Genomic DNA, 20,361 nt, shown 5'->3' with positions numbered 1-20,361 from the left:
ACATCACCGGAAACCACCACGAGAGTAACGAACACCCCCACACCCAGTCACAAACTCGACAGAACCAACCCGAACAACACCGCCAACTCATCCAAGGTGTCTTGGACTCGCACATGCCGGACACCGACCATGCCTGCCTTCACCGCGCCCGCGACATTGGTCGCCGAGTCGTCCACGAACGCGCACGCGCGCGCGTCGATGCCGAGCAGGTCGGCCGTCAGCGAATACACGGCCACATCCGGCTTCGCCAGCCCCACCTCACCCGAGAACACCATGGCGTCGAACCAGCCCCCGAGTGCGCGCCTCGCCTCCGCGCCCCCTGGCGCGTTCGACAGCAGCGCCGTCCTCACCCCGTTGGCCCGCGCCGTCCCCACCGCAGCCAACAGCCGTTCTCCTTCCACATCGGTGAGCACACCCGCGTAGTCCAGCACCAACCCTCTCAGCATCACGCCACCCTACGTTCGCGCTTCTAACACAGCATCACGGAACAAGCACGCCGAGCCGAGGGACGATCACCTCATCAGGCCCTATTTGGGGCGGAACGCGCGTTCGCTCCCTCTGTCTTAGTGGGCGGTCAGGGGGGCCGCCCACGACAGGACAGAAAGGACAGTGATGCACGCGTTCCAATCGGCAGGGGGATTGCTGCCCCTCAACCCGTACGAACCGATCGAGTTCGAGGAGCGTTCACAAAGCGAGGTCGCCGAAGGACAACTGTCACTCGACGACCTGCTGGCCGAACTCCACGCACAGCAACTCACACGCCACCAGTTCACGTTGTCCGCGCCGGGCAGGCGCATGCTGCACCGGGTGCTCTCGGCACTCGTGGAGGTACAGGCGGGCAGGCGCGCCGCCAGCCAGCTCGACGGCTGGCTTACTCCCGTGCTCCAAAGGCGGCTCAGGGCTATGCCCCGCACAGTCAGCACACGCTACGTTCTGCGGAACATCCACGTGTGCCGACCGGCTGAGAAGGCTCTGGAGGTGTGCGGCACCGCCCACCTGATCGACCGGGCATACGCGCTCGTCGCGCGGTTCGAGCACGGCGAATCAGGATGGCGCTGCACGATGTTCACCGTGCTCGGCCGACGGCCTTAGAACTCCCGACACATCGGCGTTCGCTCATCCAACGCCGTAGGCCCCTACCGGTGGCAACAAGCCTGCCCGGTAGGGGCCCAGCATCGCAAGACGCAGGGACGTCCCGCTTACCAGGAATACGTCGGCAGTCCTCCAACGCGGCGAGGCGCCGCCTGGGCGTCCCGAGCAGAACAGACCACTGTGTCAGGAGTGCTCAACGACGCTTGTTCTTCTTCGCCTGTTCGCGGGCAGCGGCTCGCCGCTCCCTGCGGGTACCGCCGGCAGCCGTGCCGCCCCCGGCCTTGTTGCCGGTCCCGTCACCGCGAGACTGGACGCCGCCGCCCTCGGACGGGCCCGAGAAGGTCAAACCCTGCGGAGTCTGCCCGCCGAGCCCTTTGCCTTGCAGCGCAGCAGGAACCGGTTCTGCCGGAACCGTCGGCGGTGGCGGCACCGGACGCGCGTGCCGAGGAGCACGCGGCGCGGCCGCCTTACCGTTACCCCCTGCCATCGGCGCGGCCGTCGCGGGCTGCGGGGTGCGGGGCGCCTCGGTCGGCGGCGCCTGCTGCTCCGGCTGCTGTTGCTCCGCCTGTTGCACTTGCAGGTTGAACACCAGGCCGGCGGCTTCCTCCTTCAACGAATCGAGCATCGCGTTGAACATGTCGAAGCCCTCGCGCTGGTACTCCACCAGCGGGTTGCGCTGGGCCATCGCCCTCAGCCCGATGCCCTCCTTGAGATAGTCCATCTCGTAGAGGTGCTCCCGCCACTTGCGGTCGAGCACGGACAACACGACCCTGCGCTCCAGCTCCCGCATCGCGCCCTCGCCGACCTTGGCGTCGATCTCGGCCTCGCGCTTGTCGTAAGCCTTGAGGGCGTCCTCGACGAGAATCTCGCGCAGGCGCTCTGCGTCTACGTCCTCGTTCTCCTCAATGATCTCGTCCCAGGTCACGCCGACCGGATAAAGCGTCTTCAACGCCGTCCACAGCTTGGCGTGGTCCCAGTCCTCCGCGTAACCGTCGGCCGTGGCGCCGTCCACATAAGCCGCGACAACGTCGGCGATCATGTGTTCGAGCTGGTCACGGAGGTTCTCGCCCTCGAGCACCCTCCGGCGTTCGGCGTAGATGACCTTCCGCTGCTCGTTCATCACCTCGTCGTACTTCAGGACGTTCTTGCGGATCTCCATGTTCTGCTGCTCGACCTGCGTCTGAGCGCTCTTGATCGCCCTGGAGACCATCTTGTGCTCGATCGGCACGTCGTCGGGCAACCGCATGGTGGTCATGACCCGCTCCACCATCGCGGCGTTGAAGCGCCGCATCAACTCGTCGCCAAGCGAAAGGTAGAAACGGGATTCACCCGGGTCACCCTGGCGGCCCGCCCTACCACGCAGCTGGTTGTCGATCCGCCGCGACTCGTGACGTTCGGTGCCGAGCACATAGAGGCCGCCTGCCTCCAGCACCTCCTCAGCCTCCGCCTTGCACTCGGCGGCGACCTCCTCAAGCACCTTCGGCCACGCGGCCTCGTACTCCTCGGAGTGCTCCACCGGGTCGAGGCCACGCTCGCGCAGGACCTCGTCGGCGATGATGTCCGGGTTGCCGCCGAGAACGATGTCGGTGCCTCGACCCGCCATGTTGGTCGCGACCGTGACAGCACCTTTCCTGCCAGCCTTCGCGACGATCAACGCCTCGCGGTGGTGCTGTTTCGCGTTGAGGACCTCGTGCGGAACCCCGCGCTTGAGCAGCAATTTCGACAGATACTCGGACTTCTCGACACTCGTGGTGCCGACAAGGACCGGCTGGCCCTTCTCATGCCGTTCGGCGATGTCGTCGGCGACCGCCTCGAACTTCGCCTCCTCGGTCTTGTAGATGAGGTCGGCCTGATCGACACGAACCATCGGACGGTTCGTGGGGATCGGCACGACGCCGAGGTTGTAGGTCTGATGGAACTCCGCTGCCTCGGTCTCGGCGGTACCCGTCATACCGGCGAGCTTGTCGTAGAGGCGGAAGTAGTTCTGCAGCGTGATCGTGGCCAGCGTCTGGTTCTCGGCCTTGATCTCGACGCCTTCCTTGGCCTCGATCGCCTGGTGCATGCCCTCGTTGAACCGGCGACCCGCGAGGATGCGGCCCGTGAACTCGTCAACGATGAGCACTTCGCCGCCCCGGACGATGTACTCCTTGTCCTTGCGGTAGAGCTCCTTGGCCTTCAGCGCGTTGTTGAGGAAGCCCACCAGCGGCGTGTTGGCGGCCTCGTAGAGGTTGTCGATGCCCAACTGGTCCTCGACGAACTCGACGCCCACCTCCGTGACACCGACGGCACGCTTGCGCTCGTCAACCTCGTAGTGGACGTCCTTCTTCATCAACGGCGCCATCCGCGCGAACTCGACGTACCAGCGGGAGGACTGGTCGGCGGGGCCGGAAATGATCAGCGGGGTCCTGGCCTCGTCGATCAGGATGGAGTCAACCTCATCGACGATGGCGAAGTTGTGGCCGCGCTGGACACAGTCGTCGAGGCTCCACGCCATGTTGTCGCGCAGGTAGTCGAAACCGAACTCGTTGTTCGTGCCGTAGGTGATGTCAGCGGCGTACGCGGCCTTACGCTCCGCAGGCGAGAGGTCGGACCGGATGACACCGATCTCGAGGCCGAGGAACCGGTGAACACGCCCCATCCACTCGGAGTCACGCTGCGCCAGATAGTCGTTGGTGGTGACGACGTGCACACCCTTGCCCGACAGCGCGTTCAGATAGACCGGCAGGAGGCTGGTGAGCGTCTTACCCTCACCGGTCCTCATCTCGGCAACCTGCCCGAGGTGCAGCGCCGCGCCACCCATCAACTGAACGTCGTAGTGCCGCTGACCGAGAACGCGCAGAGCGGACTCCCGCACGACGGCGAACGCCTCGGGCAGAAGGTCGTCGAGCGACTCCCCATCGGCGTGCCGCTTCCGGAACTCGTCGGTCTTCGCCTGCAGCTCGGCGTCCGAAAGGTCCTTGACGTCGTCTTCGAGGGTGTTGATGTGATCGGCGATGCGGCGCAACCGCTTCACCATCTTGCCCTCGCCCGCGCGGAGCAGGCGGTTCAGAAGCATCGGGTTGACCTCGCTAGCGGTGTCTGTGTGGACGTCGTAGCACCCCAGCGGGGCGCCGGGCAGCACCCCCATCGTAGGGAATGCGCAGGCCCACGTGCACGCGGCGGCCCGCGCGCCGACTTCGCGCGGGCCGCCGGAAACGGAACTCGGAACGTGGACGACCTGCTCAGAAGGTCGTCCCAGCCCTCAGCCCAGTCGTATCACCCCGTAGTCGAATCCCTTCCGCCGGTACACGACGCTCGGCTTCCCGGTTTCGGAATCGTTGAAAAGGTAGAAGTCGTGCCCCACGAGTTCCATCTGGTAGAGGGCATCGTCGATCGTCATCGGTTCGGCGGGGTGCTGTTTCTCCCGGACCACCCTGCCCGGCTGGCTGGGCGTCACCCCGTCGTCCCAGCGAGGCCCCGGCACTTCCAGTCCGCCCGCCGTCACACCGCCGTCGATCACGGGCTCCGCCGGTGCTTCGAGCACGGCGGTCGCCGTGCGTCCTCGGCCCTCGCCTGCGGTGTTCGGCACGCCGGCCGCGGTCGCCTCGGCGAGTGACGCGGGTGCGCGCCGTCCGTAGTGGACACGACGCCGGTCGTGCATGCGGCGGAGCCTGCTCTCGAGCTTGTTGATCGCACAATCGAGCGCCGCGTAGAAGTCGCCAGCCCGCGCCTCGGCGCGGACGATCGGGCCCTTGCCCTTACCGGTGATCTCGACGCGCTGGCAGTTCTTCGCCTGCCTGCGGTTGGGCTCGTGGAAAAGCTCCACTTCGTAACGGATGACCTTTCTGTCGTAACGCTCCAGTCGGGCCAGTTTGTCCGCCACGTGCACCCGATAGTGCTCGGGAACCTCCACGTTGCGACCCTTGATGACGATGTCCATTCACGACCTCCTCGCTCACCTACGTGCGAGTGTTGGATTGGGCGACCACTGGCACCGAAGCAACGGCTAGACCGGATGCGGCAGAAATTTCGGGCATCCGAGCCGATTCAGGGCTCCGGCACCGGGGACATCGACTGTTCACCTCCCCTACGGCCGGGACGTTCGTTAGCGCTGCACGGTAGCCCGCGTGACGCCGCCGCAACAGCCCCCACGGCGAGGGACGCCGGAAAAACCGGAACGGTGACGGTACGCGGTGAAACACGGGGGGCGACGGACGCGCCAATCCCCATTCGGAGCAGCACACCGGTATCGCTCTCATACCGGCGTCGCAATCGGCAGCCCCTGACCTCGCTCTGCGTGACCCTGGGTTGCCTCATATCCGGTCAACGACGCCCCCCCTTCTCCAGTTCCCCAACTACCCGTGTGGGTGACAAGTGTGGGAGTTTGAGGTGGTTGTGGCCGCAGTCCCGCGTGAGCGTCCGGACGCCGACGTGAGTGTCAGCACCGCCGTCACCACCACACCGTGCGCGGCGAGAACCCGGGTGCAGGCCTCGGCCGTGGCCCCCGTGGTGATCACGTCGTCGAGCAGGACGACCGGCGTTCCAGGAAGAGGCGCCCCAGCAGAATCGAAACGGACCCGGCCTTCCAGGTTCGCCACACGCGCGGCGCGGCTCAGCCCCACGGCGTCCTTGGCACTCGCCGAGAGCCGCAGAACCGGAGCAACGGCAGCGGCCTCGCCCCGGTCGGCCAGCGAAGCGGCGCACCATCGGGCCAGTGCAAGGACATGTGAGCCACCTCGGGATCGCGCTGCCGACGGCCGTGATGGAACCGGCACGAACCACCAGGTGCCGTCCGGTGCGGGACTTGCGCGCGGCAATCTCGGAACGGCTGCCGCGAGGGCCTGCCCGAGTGGCCGAGCGAGATCCCGGCGGCCCCGCTCCTTGTTGGCGAGCACGACCTCACGCGGGATGCCGTCGTGCGTGGCCAGTGCCGTGATGCCCTGCCGCACGGGGACGAGCCCTGAGGTGAACTCGGCGAGGCAGCCGTCGCAGGCGGCAGCGCCGATGAGCCCGCATCCGGCGCAGACAGGTGGCAGCAGCAGATCGGCAACGGCCTTGCCGAACGCGCCTGCCAAACCGGAGAGGCTGCCGGGCCGGGCCGAAGGTCGTGTACGTCGTAGTCGTCGCATAGCGGACACCGTCGCCCGCGCCTCCGACAAAGTCCCAGTGCGGCGGGCGATAAGGCTCCGTTCGGTACGCGAACGGTTCAGCCGGGGTAGAACGGCTCCGCACCCGCGGCGCTCTGATCATGCGGCACCCAGACCGCACCGATCTCGGCCGCCGTCCACAGCCCGCTCCGGTCGGCCACGACGATGGGCCGTCCCGGCGCCGCCGTGACGGCGCGCATCGGCGGCGTCAGATTCGAGGTGTTGTACTGGTCGAACTGGAAGCCGTCCACCGAGACACGCGCGACGGGCGCTCTGTCCGACGAAGTGACCGCGACGAGGGTGTCGTGATCGATCCAATCGACATCGACGACTGAGGTCAGCCGATCCTCCTGAAGCACCCTCGGTGCGCGCAACGTCGCTCCCGACGCTGTGCGCACCACCGAGGCGACCACCAGTTTGCCGTCAACGACCAGCGCGGCCCTCGCCCCGTCACGGGACAGTCGCAGTGCGCTGATCCAGCCGGGATCGGACAGTTCCGAGGCGTTGACCGGCAACGCCACCCACTGTCCGTCGGCGTCCTGCTGCACCCTGGTCACCTGATCGCCGTCCGCGACCGTCCACACCTCTGTGGACTTGTCGTCCTTGCTGACAGGTGGGCGCCAGGTCGGTCTGGTCAGCAGCGAGGCGGTCAGCTCTACCTCCTGTGCCTGAGCGCCGTAGTCGCCGACCCGCAAGCGCACCTGGTCGCCGGAGGACACGACGACCGCGAGCTGATTGCCGTTGATGGCCTGAGCCGCGCTCACGACCTGATACGCGCCCGATCCCGCGGGACCCTCGATGGGTGCGCCGGTGCCGAGCGAACGGACCCTGCCGTTCACCGTCATCAGCCCTGGCAGCTCCGCGCTCGGGGCCGACACCGTGTCGTACGCGGGGAGATCACTGGGACGCCATTCGGGCTGTCCCGACACCAACGGTGTGCCGTCGGAGAGCAGCTTCACCCGGCTCGTCGTGACGTGTTGCAGCGAGCGCACGACCTGCGCCGCCATCAGTTCACGTTCCTGGACCGGCTCCTCACCGAGCCCGGTCAAGGGCACGACGAGCGCACCGTCGTTGCTGATGGTGACGTTGCTGTCGAGTGCCGCCGACTCACCGATCGGGTTGCGCACCGCACCGGTCAGGCCGTCCGAAGGACCCGACAGCAACAGATCGACCACCCGCGCAGGCAGGCCGGACTGGGGGCGGGCCACCACATATCGGAGGTCGGAGACGAGCGCCGTCGAGTCCGGCGCGAAGAAGTACACCGGCACCTGGAGGTAGGCGTCGTTGAAGTCGTTCTCCGTGATCACGATGCCGTCGGGAGGATCGACGATGCGCCATTCGCCGTCGGCCTGCCTTCGCACCCGCACGGGCGTGCGGTAGTCCTCGACGCCGGCGATGAACGAGTGATCGGCGGCCAGCCTGCCGACCTCAACCGCCCGCAGCGCCACGACACGCTCGTTGGGGTCCGCGGGCTGCTCCGCCTCGGGTGCGTACACGGTGCCGAACTCGTCCTCGATCACCCTGAGGCTCGGGTCCGGTTGCCACTGCTCGCGCAAAGGGCCGCTGAGGTAGGCGCGGGACGCGGCGTAGTCGTTCGCCGGTTGCACGCTGTTACGGACGAACTCCCTCACCACCGACAACGGGTCGAGCCCGAGTTCGGGCTCGGGCACTTCCTGCGTCGCCTGCCCCGCGTTCGGCTGCGGGATCGCCTTGGGTTGCGACTCGGTGGGGATCGCGGCGCAACTCGCCGTGACGATGGCGAGGAGCAGGGCCGACACCAGAGCGGCGACGTTCGCGAACCTGCGTCGTCTTCTCACCGTGCGTCCTCCTGTGCTGCCGCGACATCCGTGCTCGCGTGAGCTCCGATCGATTCCTCCCGCTGCTCCTGGCGGGCCGTTTCGGTCTGCGGTGGGTCCGGAGGCAGTGGGATGGGGCTGTGTTCGAGCTCGTCGCCCGCGACGCGGGGCAAGGTGAGGCGGAAGCAGGAACCGTGGCCCGGCTCTCCCCACGCCTCCAGCCAGCCGCCGTGCAGGCGGGCGTCCTCGTGGCTGATCGCGAGGCCCAGTCCGGTGCCTCCCGTTCGCCGGTTACGCGAGGGGTCGGCGCGCCAGAAACGGTTGAACACCAGCTCCGCTTCACCCTGCCGCAGGCCGACACCGTAGTCGCGCACGCTGATCGCGACGGCGTGCGCGTCGGCGGCCAGCCGCAACCGCACAGGATGCCCTTCGCCGTGATCGACGGCGTTCGCGAGCAGGTTCCGCAGGATGCGCTCGACCCGCCTGGTGTCGAACTCGGCCGTGACCTCCTCTTCGGGCAGTTCGAGGACGATCTCGCTGCCGGTCGTTCCCGCGATGACCTTCACCTGCTCGACGGCCCTGTGGACGACGGGGCGGATGTCGGCCGACTCGGCGGCGAGTTCCTCCACTCCCGCGTCGAGACGGCTGATCTCCAGCAGGTCGCGCAGCAGGCTTTCGAACCGGTCGAGTTCGTCAACGAGCAGCTCCGACGACCGCGCGAGTCCGGATGGGAACTGCTCACGCGATGCGTAGAGCACGTCTGCGGCCATCCGCACCGTCGTGAGCGGCGTGCGCAGCTCGTGGGAGACATCGGAGGTGAACCGGCGTTGGAGCTGCCCGAACTCCTCCAGCCTGCGGATCTGCTCCTGAATGCTCGCGGCCATGTCGTTGTACGACAGGGCGAGCTTGGCGAGGTCGTCCTCACCGGTGACGTCGAGCCTGCGATCGAGATCGCCGTCGGCGAACCCCTCCGCGGCGGCCGCCGCTCTCCTGACGGGAAGCACCACTTGCCGCGTCACCATGTTGGTGATCACCGCGAGGAGCACGAGCAGGAACGCGCTGCCCACGAGCAACGTGTTCTGCACGGTGGCCACGGTGTTCTGCTCTGTGGTCATCGGGAACAGCAGGTACAGCTGGATCGGCCGGGTCGCCGTCGTCACCGGCGCGCCAACGACGAGGTAGGTCGAACCCTGGGTGTGGTACTGGCGTGCGACCTGGTTGTTCTCGGCGTAACTCATCACGCCGCCCGGCACGTTCTCGATCGGGCCGGCGTAGATCAGGTCACGGTCGGTGTCGCTCGGATCGCCTGCCACGAGCACCGGCTCGAACGCCCCTGCCGCCGCCGAGTTCTCGATGTCCTGTGTGGCCACCGAACTGCTGGTCAGCGCCTTGAGCGCGTTGGAAAGGCGGTTGCGCAGGGTGTCGCCTTGTCCCGCGTCGCCCATCAGCTCGTTCTCGGCAGTGCGCACGGCCACGTGCAACTGCGCGATCGCGGCCCGCTCCTTGGTGTCGAGGAGCCGTTCGACGATCTGGTTCTGCAGCACGACACCGAGCACGAAAACAACGGCCGACGACAGGGCGAGCGTGGACGTCGTCACCCGGAACTGCAACGAACGTTGCCACAGCTCGCCGAACGCGCCCGTCCTTCGCCTGCCGTACGCGGCCGCACGCCTCGCCACGGCCAAGGCCGACCGGCCCATCGACGCCAGCCGCCCGTTCATGGGTTCACCTTAAGCGCACCTCACGGCGGTCCAGCCTTGTAACCGACACCGCGGACCGTGAGCACCACCTCAGGATGCTCGGGATCCTTCTCGACCTTCGACCGCAGGCGCTGCACGTGCACGTTGACCAGCCGCGTGTCCGCGGCGTGCCGGTAGCCCCACACCTGTTCGAGCAGCACCTCGCGGGTGAACACCTGGCGCGGTTTCCTCGCCAGCGCCACGAGCAGGTCGAACTCCAGCGGCGTCAGCGCGATCGACTTGCCTTCCCTCGTCACCTCGTGCCCCGGCACGTCGATGGTGAGGTCACCGATCGTGAGCGTCTCGGCAGGCTCGGACTCGGTCCGCCGAAGCCGCGCCCGCACCCTCGCGACCAGCTCCTTCGGTTTGAAGGGTTTGACAACGTAGTCGTCGGCACCGGACTCGAGTCCGAGAACGATGTCCACGGTGTCGCTCTTGGCCGTGAGCATCACGATCGGCACGCCCGACTCGGCCCTGATCGCCTTGCAGACGTCGATGCCGTTCATTCCCGGCAGCATGAGGTCCAGCAGCACCAGGTCGGGTTTGAGTTCACGCACCGCGGGCAGTGCACGGGAGCCATCGGACACCACGGCGGTGTCGAACCCCTCACCGCGCAGCACGATGGTGAGCATTTCAGCCAGAGCGGGGTCGTCATCGACGACCAGCACACGCGCCTTCATGGGCCACATGTTCGCACTGTCGCCGCGCGCATTGTGCACGACCCGGTCAAGATGTGGCAGGCCCGCGCGACGATGGGGCGTACGCCCTCGCCCGGAGCGACGAACCGGGCGCCCGGGTCGCGTCGCGGCAACCGCACGTGACCTGGGCTCTTGCTCCGGCACGTTACCGTTGCGCCATGCGGAACCCCGAGTCAGCGAAAGGCGCCGCCACGACCGTGCAGTCCGTCGATCGCGCGATCAGCGCGCTGGAACTGCTCGCCAAGGAGGGAGAGGCAGGCATCACCGACATCGCGGCCGAGCTGGGTGTGCACAAGTCAACGGCCTCGCGGCTCATGAGTGCATTGGAGTCGCGCCATCTCGTCGAGAAGCTAGGGAAGCGAGGCAAGTACGCCATCGGGTTCGGCGTCGTCCGGCTGGCAGGGGCCGCGATGAGCAGGCTGGACCTCGCCACCCTCGGCAACCAGACCTGCCTGTCGCTCGCGGAGTCGCTCGGGGAGACCGTCAACATCGCCGTCGCCGACGGCGGCGTGGCGATCAACATCAGCCAGGCTTTCGGGTCCGCGTCCGTCACCGCGAGGAATTGGACGGGCAGGCGCACCCCGCTGCACGCCACGTCCAGCGGCAAAGTGCTGCTGGCCTACATGCCGGAACAGCAGCGTGTGCCCTTGCTGCACGGGCAGCTGGAGCGGTACACGCCGTCCACGATCGTGCAGCCGGACGAGCTCCTCGCCGAACTCGGCCATGTGCGGAAGGCCGGGTATGCCGCCTCGTTCGAGGAACTGGAACTCGGCATGCACGCCGTGGCGGTACCCGTCTTCGGCGGTGAGGGGCGGGTGATCGCCGCGATGAGCGCGTCGGGCCCGTCCTATCGGCTCTCGCGAGAGCGCGCCCGGCAACTCATCGGTCCGCTGACCGACGCCGCGACGGCGCTGTCGGCGCAGCTGGGTCACTTCCCGAAGTAGAGCCCCTTCGCGAGCACGGCGACCGACTCGGTGGGCTCCGGCCCGCTGGTCAGCTCGCGGTTCCCGTCAACGACGTGCCACTCCGAGAGCCAGTGCGCGGCGGCCAGCTCCTCGTAGACCCGCGCACACCGGTCCTGGAGGGCGCCGTCGGACTCGAACACGTCCATGGCCCTCGACGAATCCTGTCGCGCCCTGTTCGCTGCCCGACTCGCGGCGACCGCGACGGGCACTCTGAGCAGCAGTTGCAGGTCGGGAACCGGAAGTCCGAACCGTTCGATCTCCAGCTCGCGCACCCAGCGCACCACGGGGCCGTCGATGCCCTGGCGAAGCCGGGCGGCCTGATAGGCGGCGTTCGACGCGACATACCGGTCGAGAATCACGACGTCGTGCTCGGCGAGCGCCGTGCGGATGTCGTCGGCGGCGTCCCTGCGGTCCAGCGCGTAGAGCAGCCCCATCCCGTACACGGAGTCGGCGAGATCTCCGTGCTCACCGTGCAGCGCCTCCTTGACGAGGTCGGCGTGCACGTCGGTGCCGTAACGGGGGAAGGCCGCGGTGGTGACCGTGGCCCCCTGCTCGTGCAGAGCCGCGGTCAGCGCGCCGGTCAACGTGCGCTTGCCCGCTCCGTCGAGGCCCTCGACGACCACCAGTCTCCCCATGCGTTCCATTGTGGCTCACGCCGGTTTCGCTCTGGCGAGAACCACGGCGCGAGCAGGACAACCAGCGAAAACGTCGCGACTTCGTTACCGTGGGTACACGATCGTCTTCGGCGCCGACCAGGAGAGTTAACGGTTCCGGTTTTCCCATCCCCGATGAGCGAGGTGTGACGCGCGTGCCACTTCCCGGGCCAGACACCCATGTCGTCGAACTGCGAGTGCCGGGACTCATCGGCACCACCGGCGACAACCTACTGGACTCGATGGGCACCGTTGACGTCGCGGGAGACGGCGTCGGCAGGATCATCCGGCCGAGCGACCGGCTGCGCAGACCCGCGCCGGGGCCGGTGTTGCAGGCGCCCGGCCGTTCCGTGTCCCGGACACTGGAGGGCTATCTGTGGAGCCGGATGACCTCGGGCGGTGCCGCGAAGGCGGCGTGGGCGCTGCTCTTCCCCTTCGCCCTTGTCAACGTCGCACAGTGGATGCTGCCACCCGAATCGGGTTCCCGAGCCTCGCTGGCGCTGTCGGCGGTCTGCAGGGCGTTGCTGCGGGTCGCCGCGCTGCTGCTGACCATGCTGCTGGTGGGTCAGCTCGCGGTCATCAGCCTCGATCTGCTGGCAGTCCAATGCCTTTCTCCGGGAGCCGGATGCCTCGACGGCGCACCGGCCTGGATGCGGGAGATACCCGCCGTACGCACCGTTCTGGGGCTCACACCGCTGCTGGGGCTGATCGGAGTGCTCTTCGCGGTGACCTCGACCTCCTGGAAGGTCAACGCGCCTCGTCTTCGTGAGCGCAAGTCCCACCTCCCCGGCGGCACATTGCTGGACGACGAGCAGGAGACGACAACCCTGCGCTGCCTGCACACGGTTGCCGCGCTCGGCGTCGTCGTGCTCGTGCTGCTCGGCGGTCCGCTGACAGCACCAGACCGGATCGTGGACGCCGTCGTCTGGGCCGTCGCGCTCGCGCTGCTCGGCTTCAGCTCCGGCGCTGCGGCACTGCACGCCCACCGCCTGCTCGGGCCGGTGTCCCGCGCCGCGCTCATCGCGCTGGCGCTGCTGCTCGTCACCTTGGCGTCGTTCGCGGCGACGCCGCTGACGGCGAGGGTGTCGGCAGGCGCGAACGCGACGGTGGAACTGGTGGCCGCGGCGTTGTTCGCGGTATGCGTACTCTTCGCGCTGCTTCTCGTGCCCACAGCCGTCGTGGCAAGGAAAGCGTGGTCGGCGCTGCCCCGGCGGCTCCGGCCGTGGGCAGGGGGCTGGGCCGCCGCACCCGCGCTCGCGCTCGCCGCACTGCTCGGCGGTGGCTTCGGCGCCGGTACAGCCATCGCGGCGAGGCACCTGCTCGATCCCTCGCTCGCTCTCCCCCAGGGATACACGTTGATCACGTTGCTCTGGGGCGCCGGACTGGTGTTCGCAGCGCTTGTCGCCGTACCGGTGTTCACGGTGTCCGTGCCACTTCGCCGAGCCCGGCGCGGAGTGCCCGAGGTGCTGCACCTCATGGAAACCCGCGAGGAGGACATCGACGACGCGGCGGACGCCTGGGCGCGCGCGGCCTGGGAACGCAAGCATCTGCACCGGATCGTCCTGGCCGTGGTCCTCGCCATGATCGTCGGGGCTGCGGTGCTCATGGCCGTGCGACTCGGGGCGTTCGACCTCCCCAGCGTCCTTGCGCCGCTGTCGGCGGTCGGGGTTGTGGCACTCGGTGGGCTCGCCGGTGCGCTCCTGCGCGCGGTCCTCACCACCGCGACCGGCACGATGCGTGTTCGCCATCTCGCCGCGTTCGCCGACCTCGTGTGTTTCTGGCCCCGGGTCGCGCACCCGGTGGTGCCGCCGTCCTACGCGCTGAAGGTCGTCCCCGAGCTCGCGGAACGCACGAAGGAACATCTGCGCACACCGGACAGCAGGGTCGTGCTCGCCGGATACCACGTCGGCGGCCTGCTGGCTGTGATCACCGCAGGCAGGCTCTCCGACGAGCTGGATGCCGCCGAGCTGGAGCGACTCGGCCTGCTCACGGCAGGCACACCGTTGCAGTGGGGATATCAGCGCGCGTTTCCCGGCGTGTTCGGGCACGACGGGCTCGTCACGCTCTTCGGTGCTCTCGACGGCCGCTGGCGCGGGCTTTGCCGGGGCACCGACACCTTCGGCGGTGGCGCCACCACCTGGCGCCACCAGGTCGCGGGCGGTGAACTTCTCGGCATAGGTTACCTGCCCGAAGGCAGGGTCGGTCCCCTCGAACCCGCCGACCGAGGCCCCCACGGTGTCCTGGTGCTCGGCGGAGACCACTGGCTTCCGGATCCGGCGCAGGGCCCTGTCAAGGGGCGACGCTGGGCGCCCGGCGTGCGCAGGCACGCCGACTACATCGCCGAACCCGAGTGGGACAGGGCCGTGGCCTACGCTGCGGGCCTCGACGGGATATCCCCTGTCATCCCTGAGCCGACCCGGCCGACGGGACCAGCGCCCAGCGACATTCTCGGAACTCCGAGAACTGGCCGTGTCGTGGGCAGGCCGGGCTGACCTGCCCGTGTTCGGCGGCGTAGACGCCGAACACGGCGATCAGGACGTGGTCTTGCCCTTGCGCAGCCTCGTCACGGCGAGCAGTGCTCCACCGCCTGCGACCAGTGCGGCGCCGAGCCCGATCAGCCAGCCACCGCTGAACCCGGTTGACGCGAGGTCGTCGTCTTCCGCCACCGGCGCGGGCGCGCTCTCGGTGGTCTCGGGAACGCTCGCGCCTCCACCAGAGGGAGTCGAGGTTGCCGGGGCTCCGGCGCCGGACGACGGAGGCGCTTCGGTCGGTTCGCCCGACGGCGATTCCTCACCCGGTGTCTGGCTCGGCTCCGGCTCGCCGGGGTTCGGGTTCGTGGGTTCGGACGTCGGCGTGGCGGACGGCTTCTCCGCGCCGCAGGCGTACCAGTGGCTGATGGCGGGAATATTGCCGCCGTTGTTCAACGGGGCTCGCAAGTCCGCCCACGGCACGGTCTCGAGCAGATCCCGCGCGCCGGGGACGTAGACGTTGTAGCCGTCGCCGCCCTTCACGACGATCGCGGTGACGTCGATGCCGGACGGCACTTCGGTGATCGTCAGGTACTGGTCCTGTCCTGGCACGCCACCTTCGTAGGTGAGTGCGACGTTCTCGATCTTCTCGTCGTCGCCAACCTTCACCAGGATGCCACCGCCGAAGTCCTCGCAGTCCACCGCATTGCCGTCGTGGACCTCCGCGCGCGGGTCTTGTCCGGCGTCCGTCGCGGACATGGCGTCCACCTCGCCGGCGACCTCGGTCGCGAGCGCGGGCGCCACGGCGACCGCCGTCAGTCCGAGGCCCAGCACGACGGCGGCGACATCACGGGTCAGATCACGGGTTCGGAAACGCTGGGGCATGAGGCACTCCGGGGGCGGCACAGGGGGACGGGGGCGGCCTCGAAATCGGGGGAGGCCGCCCGCACTGTATAAGCCCTGAATGAAACCGTCGTGCCGAAAGCATGAGGGTGACCCTTTTGATCCCGATCGGTAACGACCGGCGACACAATCGCCATCAAGTCGCAACAATCACCCTGCGCGGCCCTCGCCTCAGCGAGGCTCCGACACCGGAACGCGGTACAGATCCGGCTCCAGATAGATCAGCCTCGCTGACGGCACCTTCGCCCTGACACGTGCCTCGGCCTCGTCGATGGCAGTGGCGACGTCGGCCATGTCGAGGCCGTCTCGGAGGCCGAGCTTGGCGGCCACGAGCAGCTCCTCCGGCCCGATGTACTGGGTGCGGATGTGGATGACGCGCTCGACATCGCCCGAAGTCAGCTCGTTCACGATCGTTTCGAGCTCGCCTTCGCCTGCACCCTCACCGATGAGGAGGCTCTTCATCTCGACGATCAGCGTGATCGCGATGACGCCGAGCAGCACGCCGATCATCAACGTGCCGATGCCGTCCCAGATCGGGTCGCCCGTCACCACGGCGAGACCGACACCAAACAACGCGAACACGAGGCCGAACAACGCGCCCGCGTCTTCGAGCAGCACAACCGGCAACTCGGGCGTCTTCGACTGCCGGATGAACGCCCACCACGTCTTGTCGCCCTTCACTTTGCGGGACTCGACGATGGCGGTGCGGAAGCTGTAGGTCTCCAGCGCGATGGCCAACACGAGGATCACGACCGCCACCATCGGCGACGACAGCTCCTCAGGGTGCTGCACCTTGTGGATGCCCTCGTAAAGGGCGAACGCCGAGCCGAGCGTGAACAGCATCAGCGCCACGATGAACGAGTAGAAGTAGCGCTCGCGCCCGTAGCCGAAGGGATGGGCCTTGGTCGCCCTGCGCTTCGAGGTCTTCTGCCCGAGAAGCAGGAGGCCCTGATTCGAGGTGTCGGCCACCGAGTGCACCGACTCGGCCAGCATCGACGACGATCCGGTGATCAGAAAACCTACGAACTTCGACACGGCGATGCCCGCGTTGGCGAACAACGCCGCGAGGATCGCCTTGGTCCCACCTTCTGCTGCCACGCTCTTCCCCCTTTTCACGTGCGGGCCTTCCGGCCCGGTCGGGGTGCAGCTTAAATGCTGCGAGCGGCAACGGGGCGTAGCACCCGCCTTCGACGTCGTCACAGTTCGGAGCGGGCGCGCGGTGCGGTCTGTGACGCACGCCCTAGTATGCGTCCCTCCGAGGAGGGAACGCCATGACCAGGTTCGGACTGCTGGGACCACTCGTCGTCACCGATTCCGAGGGCGACGTACTCCGTCTGCGCAGCGAACGGCAGAAGGCGCTGCTCGCCGTTCTGCTGTGTCACGCGAACGAACCCGTTCGCACCGACCTGCTGGTGGAGACGCTGTGGCCGGAAAGGCCACCGAAGTCGTACGCGTCGAACCTGCACACCTACCTGTCCCGGCTCCGTGACCGGTTGCCCGGCCTGGAGATCGACCACGCCGCCGACGGTTACCGGATGTGCGTTCCCTCCGAGGACGTGGACGCGCTCGTCTTCACCAGCTCGCTCGCCTCAGCCCGCGATGCCGCAGGCGGCGGCGACCTCCTCGGCGCCGCAACCCGCTTCCGCAGGGCGCTGGAACTGTGGCGAGGACCCGCGCTGGCCGACGTGCACGTGCCCACGCTGTACCCGGTGCTCTCGACGTGGGAGCAGGAACGTCTGACCGCCACCGAGGAGTGGGCCGAGGCGGCACTCGCGCTGGGCGCGCACGCCGAAGTGATCACCGAGTTGCGGCCCTTCCTGACCCGGAACCCGCTGCGGGAACGCGCGGCCGCGTTGCTCATGGTGGCGTTGCTGCGAGCCGGCAGGCAGGCCGAGGCGCTCGCCGTGTACACGGCCACCCGTTCCACACTCGTGCGCGAACTCGGTGTCGAGCCCACCGAGGAGCTACGCAGAACCCATGCCGCGGTGTTGCGTGGCGAGGACATCGGGCCTGCACCGATCTCCCTTTCCGCCGTGGTCCGCGCGCCGACGCCGTGGCCGGTGCGGCAGCTTCCCGCCGATGTCGTCGGTTTCACGGGCAGGGACAGGGAGCTGGGAGAACTGGTAGCGGCACTGTCCGGTTCCGTCCCCGTGCCCGTGGTCGTGGTCAGCGGCGCGCCGGGGGTCGGCAAGAGCGCGCTCGCCCTGCGGGCCGCTCACGAGGTCGCAGGCGACTTCCCCGACGGGCACCTCTACGTTCACCTCACCGGCGTATCCGCACCACAGGACCCCGGCGCCGCGCTCGCCGACGTGCTGCGCGCCCTCGGTGTGGCGGGACCGCTCATTCCGGACGACGTGCATGCCAGGGCCGCGCTGCTGCGGGCGACACTCGCAGGTCGCCGGGTTCTCGTCGTCCTCGACGACGCGGCATCGGCCGAGCAGGTCCATCCGCTGCTTCCAGGAACGCCGGGATGCGCGGTGCTGGTGACCAGCAGGCGCAGACTCAGCGGGTTGGCTGCGACCCACCGGCTGACCGTGGCTCCCATGACCGACGAGGAGGCGCTCACGTTGCTCGGCGATCTCGTCGGTTCCGGCCGGATGCACGCGGACCCCGCCGCGGCCCACCGAATCGTCACCGCCTGCGGCAGGCTGCCACTGGCCTTGCGCATCGCGGGGACCCGGCTCATCCGTCGTCCCGAGCTGACGCCGCGGCATCTGGCGGACCGCCTCGACGATCAACGGACACGGCTGCGTGAGCTGGCGCTGAGCGACCGGGATGTGGCAGGCAGCATCGCGATCAGCTACGACAGCCTCGACACGCGGTCCAGGTGGGCTCTGCGGGGATTCGCTCTGTGTGGCGATGTGAGCATTCCCGGATGGGTAGCCGAGGTGCTCGTCGGCGAGGACGACGTGGACCAGGTGATCGACGAGCTCGTCGAGGCGAGCCTGCTGACCTCGACGGAAACCGACGGCACCGGCGAACCTCGCTACCGCCTCCACGCGCTGATCCGGGTGTTCGCGCAGGCACACAGTGACGCGTCCCGGACGCCCGGCGAGCAACTCGCGGCGTTGCGCCGCATCACCGATGCCGCCATCGGACTCGCCGACGCCGCGGCAAGGCAGCTTCCGTGGACACTGCCGCTGCCGGCATTGACCGGCGAGGACCCTCCACCCCCTCAGCCTCTGCCCCGCGCGACCGTGGCCAGGCTGGTCGATGACCCGCACGTGTGGTTCGAGACCGAACGGAACAACCTCGTCGCGGTCATGGGTTCGATCTTTCGCATCGGCTGGCGCAGGGAGGCGATGCTCCTGCTGGAGCGGCTCACGACGTTCTTGTGGTTGCAGGGCGCGTTCGCCGACCTCCGCGAGTGCCACGACACGATGCGCCGTGCCGCCGTCGATGCCGGTGAACCCGAGATCGCCGCGTGGTCCGCCGCCTACCTCGCGATGCTCGCGCACGCACGGGGTGAACACGCGGAAGCGGTTCGTCGATACCGCTCCGTGGTGACGGAACTGGCGGACGCGGGGCGGACACGCGAGACCGGCTGGCTCACCGCGAACCTCGGTACCTGTCTCATCGGGTTGGGCAGACCTGCCGAAGGACTCGCCGAGATCGAGCGGGCCGCTCGCCTGCTCGACGACGATCCCGCGGGCCTGCACCAATGTGACACGGCGAGGTCGTACGCGCTCACCCGGCTCGGACGGCTCGACGACGCTCTCGACAGCAGCAGGCGTGCGCTGGCACGCGGGCGGATGTGCGGAGATCCGGTGCGGGTCGCGTTGTCACTCGACGGCTTGGCGTGGAACCTCGCGCTCGACGGCGACTGGCAACACGCCGGGGAGCTGGCCGACGAGGCGGTGTCACTGGCGCGGACCCTGCCCGTTCGGTCGCTGCTTGCCCGGTCGCTGCGCACACTCGGGGCCGTCGCGGCGGGAAAGGGCGCCCGCGCGGAAGCCGTGGCGGCGTACACCGAGGCTCACGACATCGCACGGCGGCTCGGCGAGCGACCACGAGAACTGTCGTGCCTGCGCGCACTCGCCTCCGCCTGGATCGGAGACGGTCGCGCGGCCGAAGCCGTCGTCGCGCTGCGGCGATGCCTCTCGGAATTCGAGTCCATGGGCAGCGTCGCCTCCACCGCCATCACGTGGCGCGTCCTGGCTCGGGCGCACAAGGCGGTCGGCGATCTGACCTCTGCCGAACACGCCGACACCGAGGCGGACCGCCTGCTCAACCCCGACGACCGTGGAGCGGCTCGCCTGATCTCGGCACTGCTCGTGTTGACGCGAGATGCCGGGCACGCGAGCGCGTACCCGGCATCACCCCCAGTCAGCGGCTGTTCTTGAGCTGCCGCGCGTATCGGTTCACCGGCGGCAACCACGCCAACACCAGCGTCGCGATCGACGCGAACGTGGCGAGCGCGCCGAGCAGCAGAAGCAGGTTGGTGCCGTCGTCACCGGCAATCATCACGCCGACGAGGATGTTGATCGCGGCGAAGATCGTCACGAGAACGCGGGCCCAGATGGCGGCCCGTCCTCCCAGCAGCGTGAAAAGCAGAAGCAGACCCCCGACGACGAACGCCATCATCGCCCTGGCGTCCAGAGTCTCCACCATCGACTCCGTGATGAAGCTGTCCGCGGCGCTGGCCTGCACCATGGCGACGTCCATGTCGAGCGCTTCGGCGAGGATCTCGATGGCGAGCTGCTCCCCGCCCGTCTTCATGACGATGCCGTTGGTGAGGGTCGCCAAGGCCGCGACGGCGGCCACGGCGAGCGCGGCGAACAGCAGTCCTGGACGCTTCGCGGGAGCGGCCGCGGCGACATCCGCGGTGTGGTCCGCGGACACCGTCGAGTGCGAAGTCACTGAGTGTTCTCCTTGTCCCTTCCTGTGGGCGAATTCTGATTCCGCCCATATGGAGGAGCAT

General features: G+C 68.3%; 15 protein-coding genes. 4 read left to right on the top strand and 11 right to left on the bottom strand.

Features of this window, described 5'->3' with window-relative positions:
• Window positions 1-47: 47 nt before the first annotated feature.
• Complete coding sequence (locus SACXIDRAFT_RS15005; protein ID WP_006239433.1) at window positions 48-446, bottom strand: HAD-IA family hydrolase; 399 nt, start codon at window positions 444-446, stop codon at window positions 48-50.
• 166 nt (window positions 447-612) lie between these two features.
• On the opposite strand from SACXIDRAFT_RS15005, the gene SACXIDRAFT_RS15000 reads away from it, so the two are divergent.
• Window positions 613-1,092 (top strand): Rv3235 family protein, encoded by a 480-nt coding sequence (locus SACXIDRAFT_RS15000; RefSeq protein ID WP_006239432.1) that lies wholly within the window; start codon window positions 613-615, stop codon window positions 1,090-1,092.
• A 193-nt stretch (window positions 1,093-1,285) separates the two neighbouring features.
• Here the strand turns inward: SACXIDRAFT_RS15000 and secA are convergent, their stop codons facing one another.
• From secA to mtrA, 6 genes are all read right to left on the bottom strand, one after another.
• On the bottom strand, window positions 1,286-4,147 hold the full coding sequence (gene secA, locus SACXIDRAFT_RS14995) for a preprotein translocase subunit SecA (RefSeq protein WP_040922202.1): 2,862 nt from the start codon (window positions 4,145-4,147) through the stop codon (window positions 1,286-1,288).
• A gap of 186 nt (window positions 4,148-4,333) precedes the next feature.
• Window positions 4,334-5,011 (bottom strand): ribosome hibernation-promoting factor, HPF/YfiA family, encoded by a 678-nt coding sequence (hpf, locus tag SACXIDRAFT_RS14990; protein WP_006239429.1) that lies wholly within the window; start codon window positions 5,009-5,011, stop codon window positions 4,334-4,336.
• 415 nt (window positions 5,012-5,426) lie between these two features.
• A complete protein-coding gene (locus SACXIDRAFT_RS14985; RefSeq protein WP_232285311.1) occupies window positions 5,427-6,146 on the bottom strand; it encodes a ComF family protein in 720 nt (239 codons plus the stop codon).
• A gap of 131 nt (window positions 6,147-6,277) precedes the next feature.
• Window positions 6,278-8,035 (bottom strand): LpqB family beta-propeller domain-containing protein, encoded by a 1,758-nt coding sequence (locus SACXIDRAFT_RS14980; RefSeq protein WP_006239428.1) that lies wholly within the window; start codon window positions 8,033-8,035, stop codon window positions 6,278-6,280.
• A complete protein-coding gene (mtrB, locus tag SACXIDRAFT_RS14975; RefSeq protein ID WP_006239427.1) occupies window positions 8,032-9,735 on the bottom strand; it encodes an MtrAB system histidine kinase MtrB in 1,704 nt (567 codons plus the stop codon). Before mtrB ends, SACXIDRAFT_RS14980 begins: the two co-directional genes overlap by 4 nt.
• 20 nt (window positions 9,736-9,755) lie before the next feature.
• A complete protein-coding gene (gene mtrA / locus SACXIDRAFT_RS14970; RefSeq protein WP_040922201.1) occupies window positions 9,756-10,433 on the bottom strand; it encodes an MtrAB system response regulator MtrA in 678 nt (225 codons plus the stop codon).
• A gap of 176 nt (window positions 10,434-10,609) precedes the next feature.
• On the opposite strand from mtrA, the gene SACXIDRAFT_RS14965 reads away from it, so the two are divergent.
• A complete protein-coding gene (locus SACXIDRAFT_RS14965; RefSeq protein ID WP_006239425.1) occupies window positions 10,610-11,395 on the top strand; it encodes an IclR family transcriptional regulator in 786 nt (261 codons plus the stop codon).
• Here SACXIDRAFT_RS14965 and SACXIDRAFT_RS14960 read toward each other — a convergent pair.
• Window positions 11,380-12,051 (bottom strand): dTMP kinase, encoded by a 672-nt coding sequence (locus tag SACXIDRAFT_RS14960; RefSeq protein ID WP_040922691.1) that lies wholly within the window; start codon window positions 12,049-12,051, stop codon window positions 11,380-11,382. The genes SACXIDRAFT_RS14965 and SACXIDRAFT_RS14960 overlap by 16 nt on opposite strands.
• 173 nt (window positions 12,052-12,224) lie before the next feature.
• Between SACXIDRAFT_RS14960 and SACXIDRAFT_RS14955 the strand changes: the two genes are divergently transcribed.
• Complete coding sequence (locus tag SACXIDRAFT_RS14955; protein ID WP_006239423.1) at window positions 12,225-14,561, top strand: hypothetical protein; 2,337 nt, start codon at window positions 12,225-12,227, stop codon at window positions 14,559-14,561.
• A gap of 39 nt (window positions 14,562-14,600) precedes the next feature.
• On the opposite strand, the gene SACXIDRAFT_RS14950 is transcribed toward SACXIDRAFT_RS14955, so the two are convergent.
• Together SACXIDRAFT_RS14950 and SACXIDRAFT_RS14945 are read right to left on the bottom strand one after the other, a co-directional pair.
• On the bottom strand, window positions 14,601-15,422 hold the full coding sequence (locus tag SACXIDRAFT_RS14950) for a superantigen-like protein SSL4 (protein ID WP_006239422.1): 822 nt from the start codon (window positions 15,420-15,422) through the stop codon (window positions 14,601-14,603).
• Between the two features lie 189 nt (window positions 15,423-15,611).
• Window positions 15,612-16,538, bottom strand: coding sequence for a cation diffusion facilitator family transporter (locus SACXIDRAFT_RS14945; protein WP_006239421.1), 927 nt, complete (start codon window positions 16,536-16,538; stop codon window positions 15,612-15,614).
• 173 nt (window positions 16,539-16,711) lie between these two features.
• Between SACXIDRAFT_RS14945 and SACXIDRAFT_RS14940 the strand changes: the two genes are divergently transcribed.
• Window positions 16,712-19,783 carry an AfsR/SARP family transcriptional regulator gene (locus tag SACXIDRAFT_RS14940; protein WP_006239420.1) on the top strand — a complete coding sequence of 1,024 codons (3,072 nt, stop codon included), beginning with the start codon at window positions 16,712-16,714 and terminating at the stop codon, window positions 19,781-19,783.
• Here the strand turns inward: SACXIDRAFT_RS14940 and SACXIDRAFT_RS14935 are convergent.
• Window positions 19,767-20,300, bottom strand: coding sequence for a hypothetical protein (locus tag SACXIDRAFT_RS14935; RefSeq protein ID WP_006239419.1), 534 nt, complete (start codon window positions 20,298-20,300; stop codon window positions 19,767-19,769). The two genes, SACXIDRAFT_RS14940 and SACXIDRAFT_RS14935, sit on opposite strands and share 17 nt — an antisense overlap.
• Window positions 20,301-20,361 lie beyond the last annotated feature (61 nt).

The sequence above is a fragment of the Saccharomonospora xinjiangensis XJ-54 genome (assembly GCF_000258175.1).
Lineage (GTDB): Bacteria > Actinomycetota > Actinomycetes > Mycobacteriales > Pseudonocardiaceae > Saccharomonospora > Saccharomonospora xinjiangensis.
The sequence above is the reverse complement of the archived record's forward strand: the minus strand, read 5'-3'. Positions and strand labels throughout refer to the sequence as shown.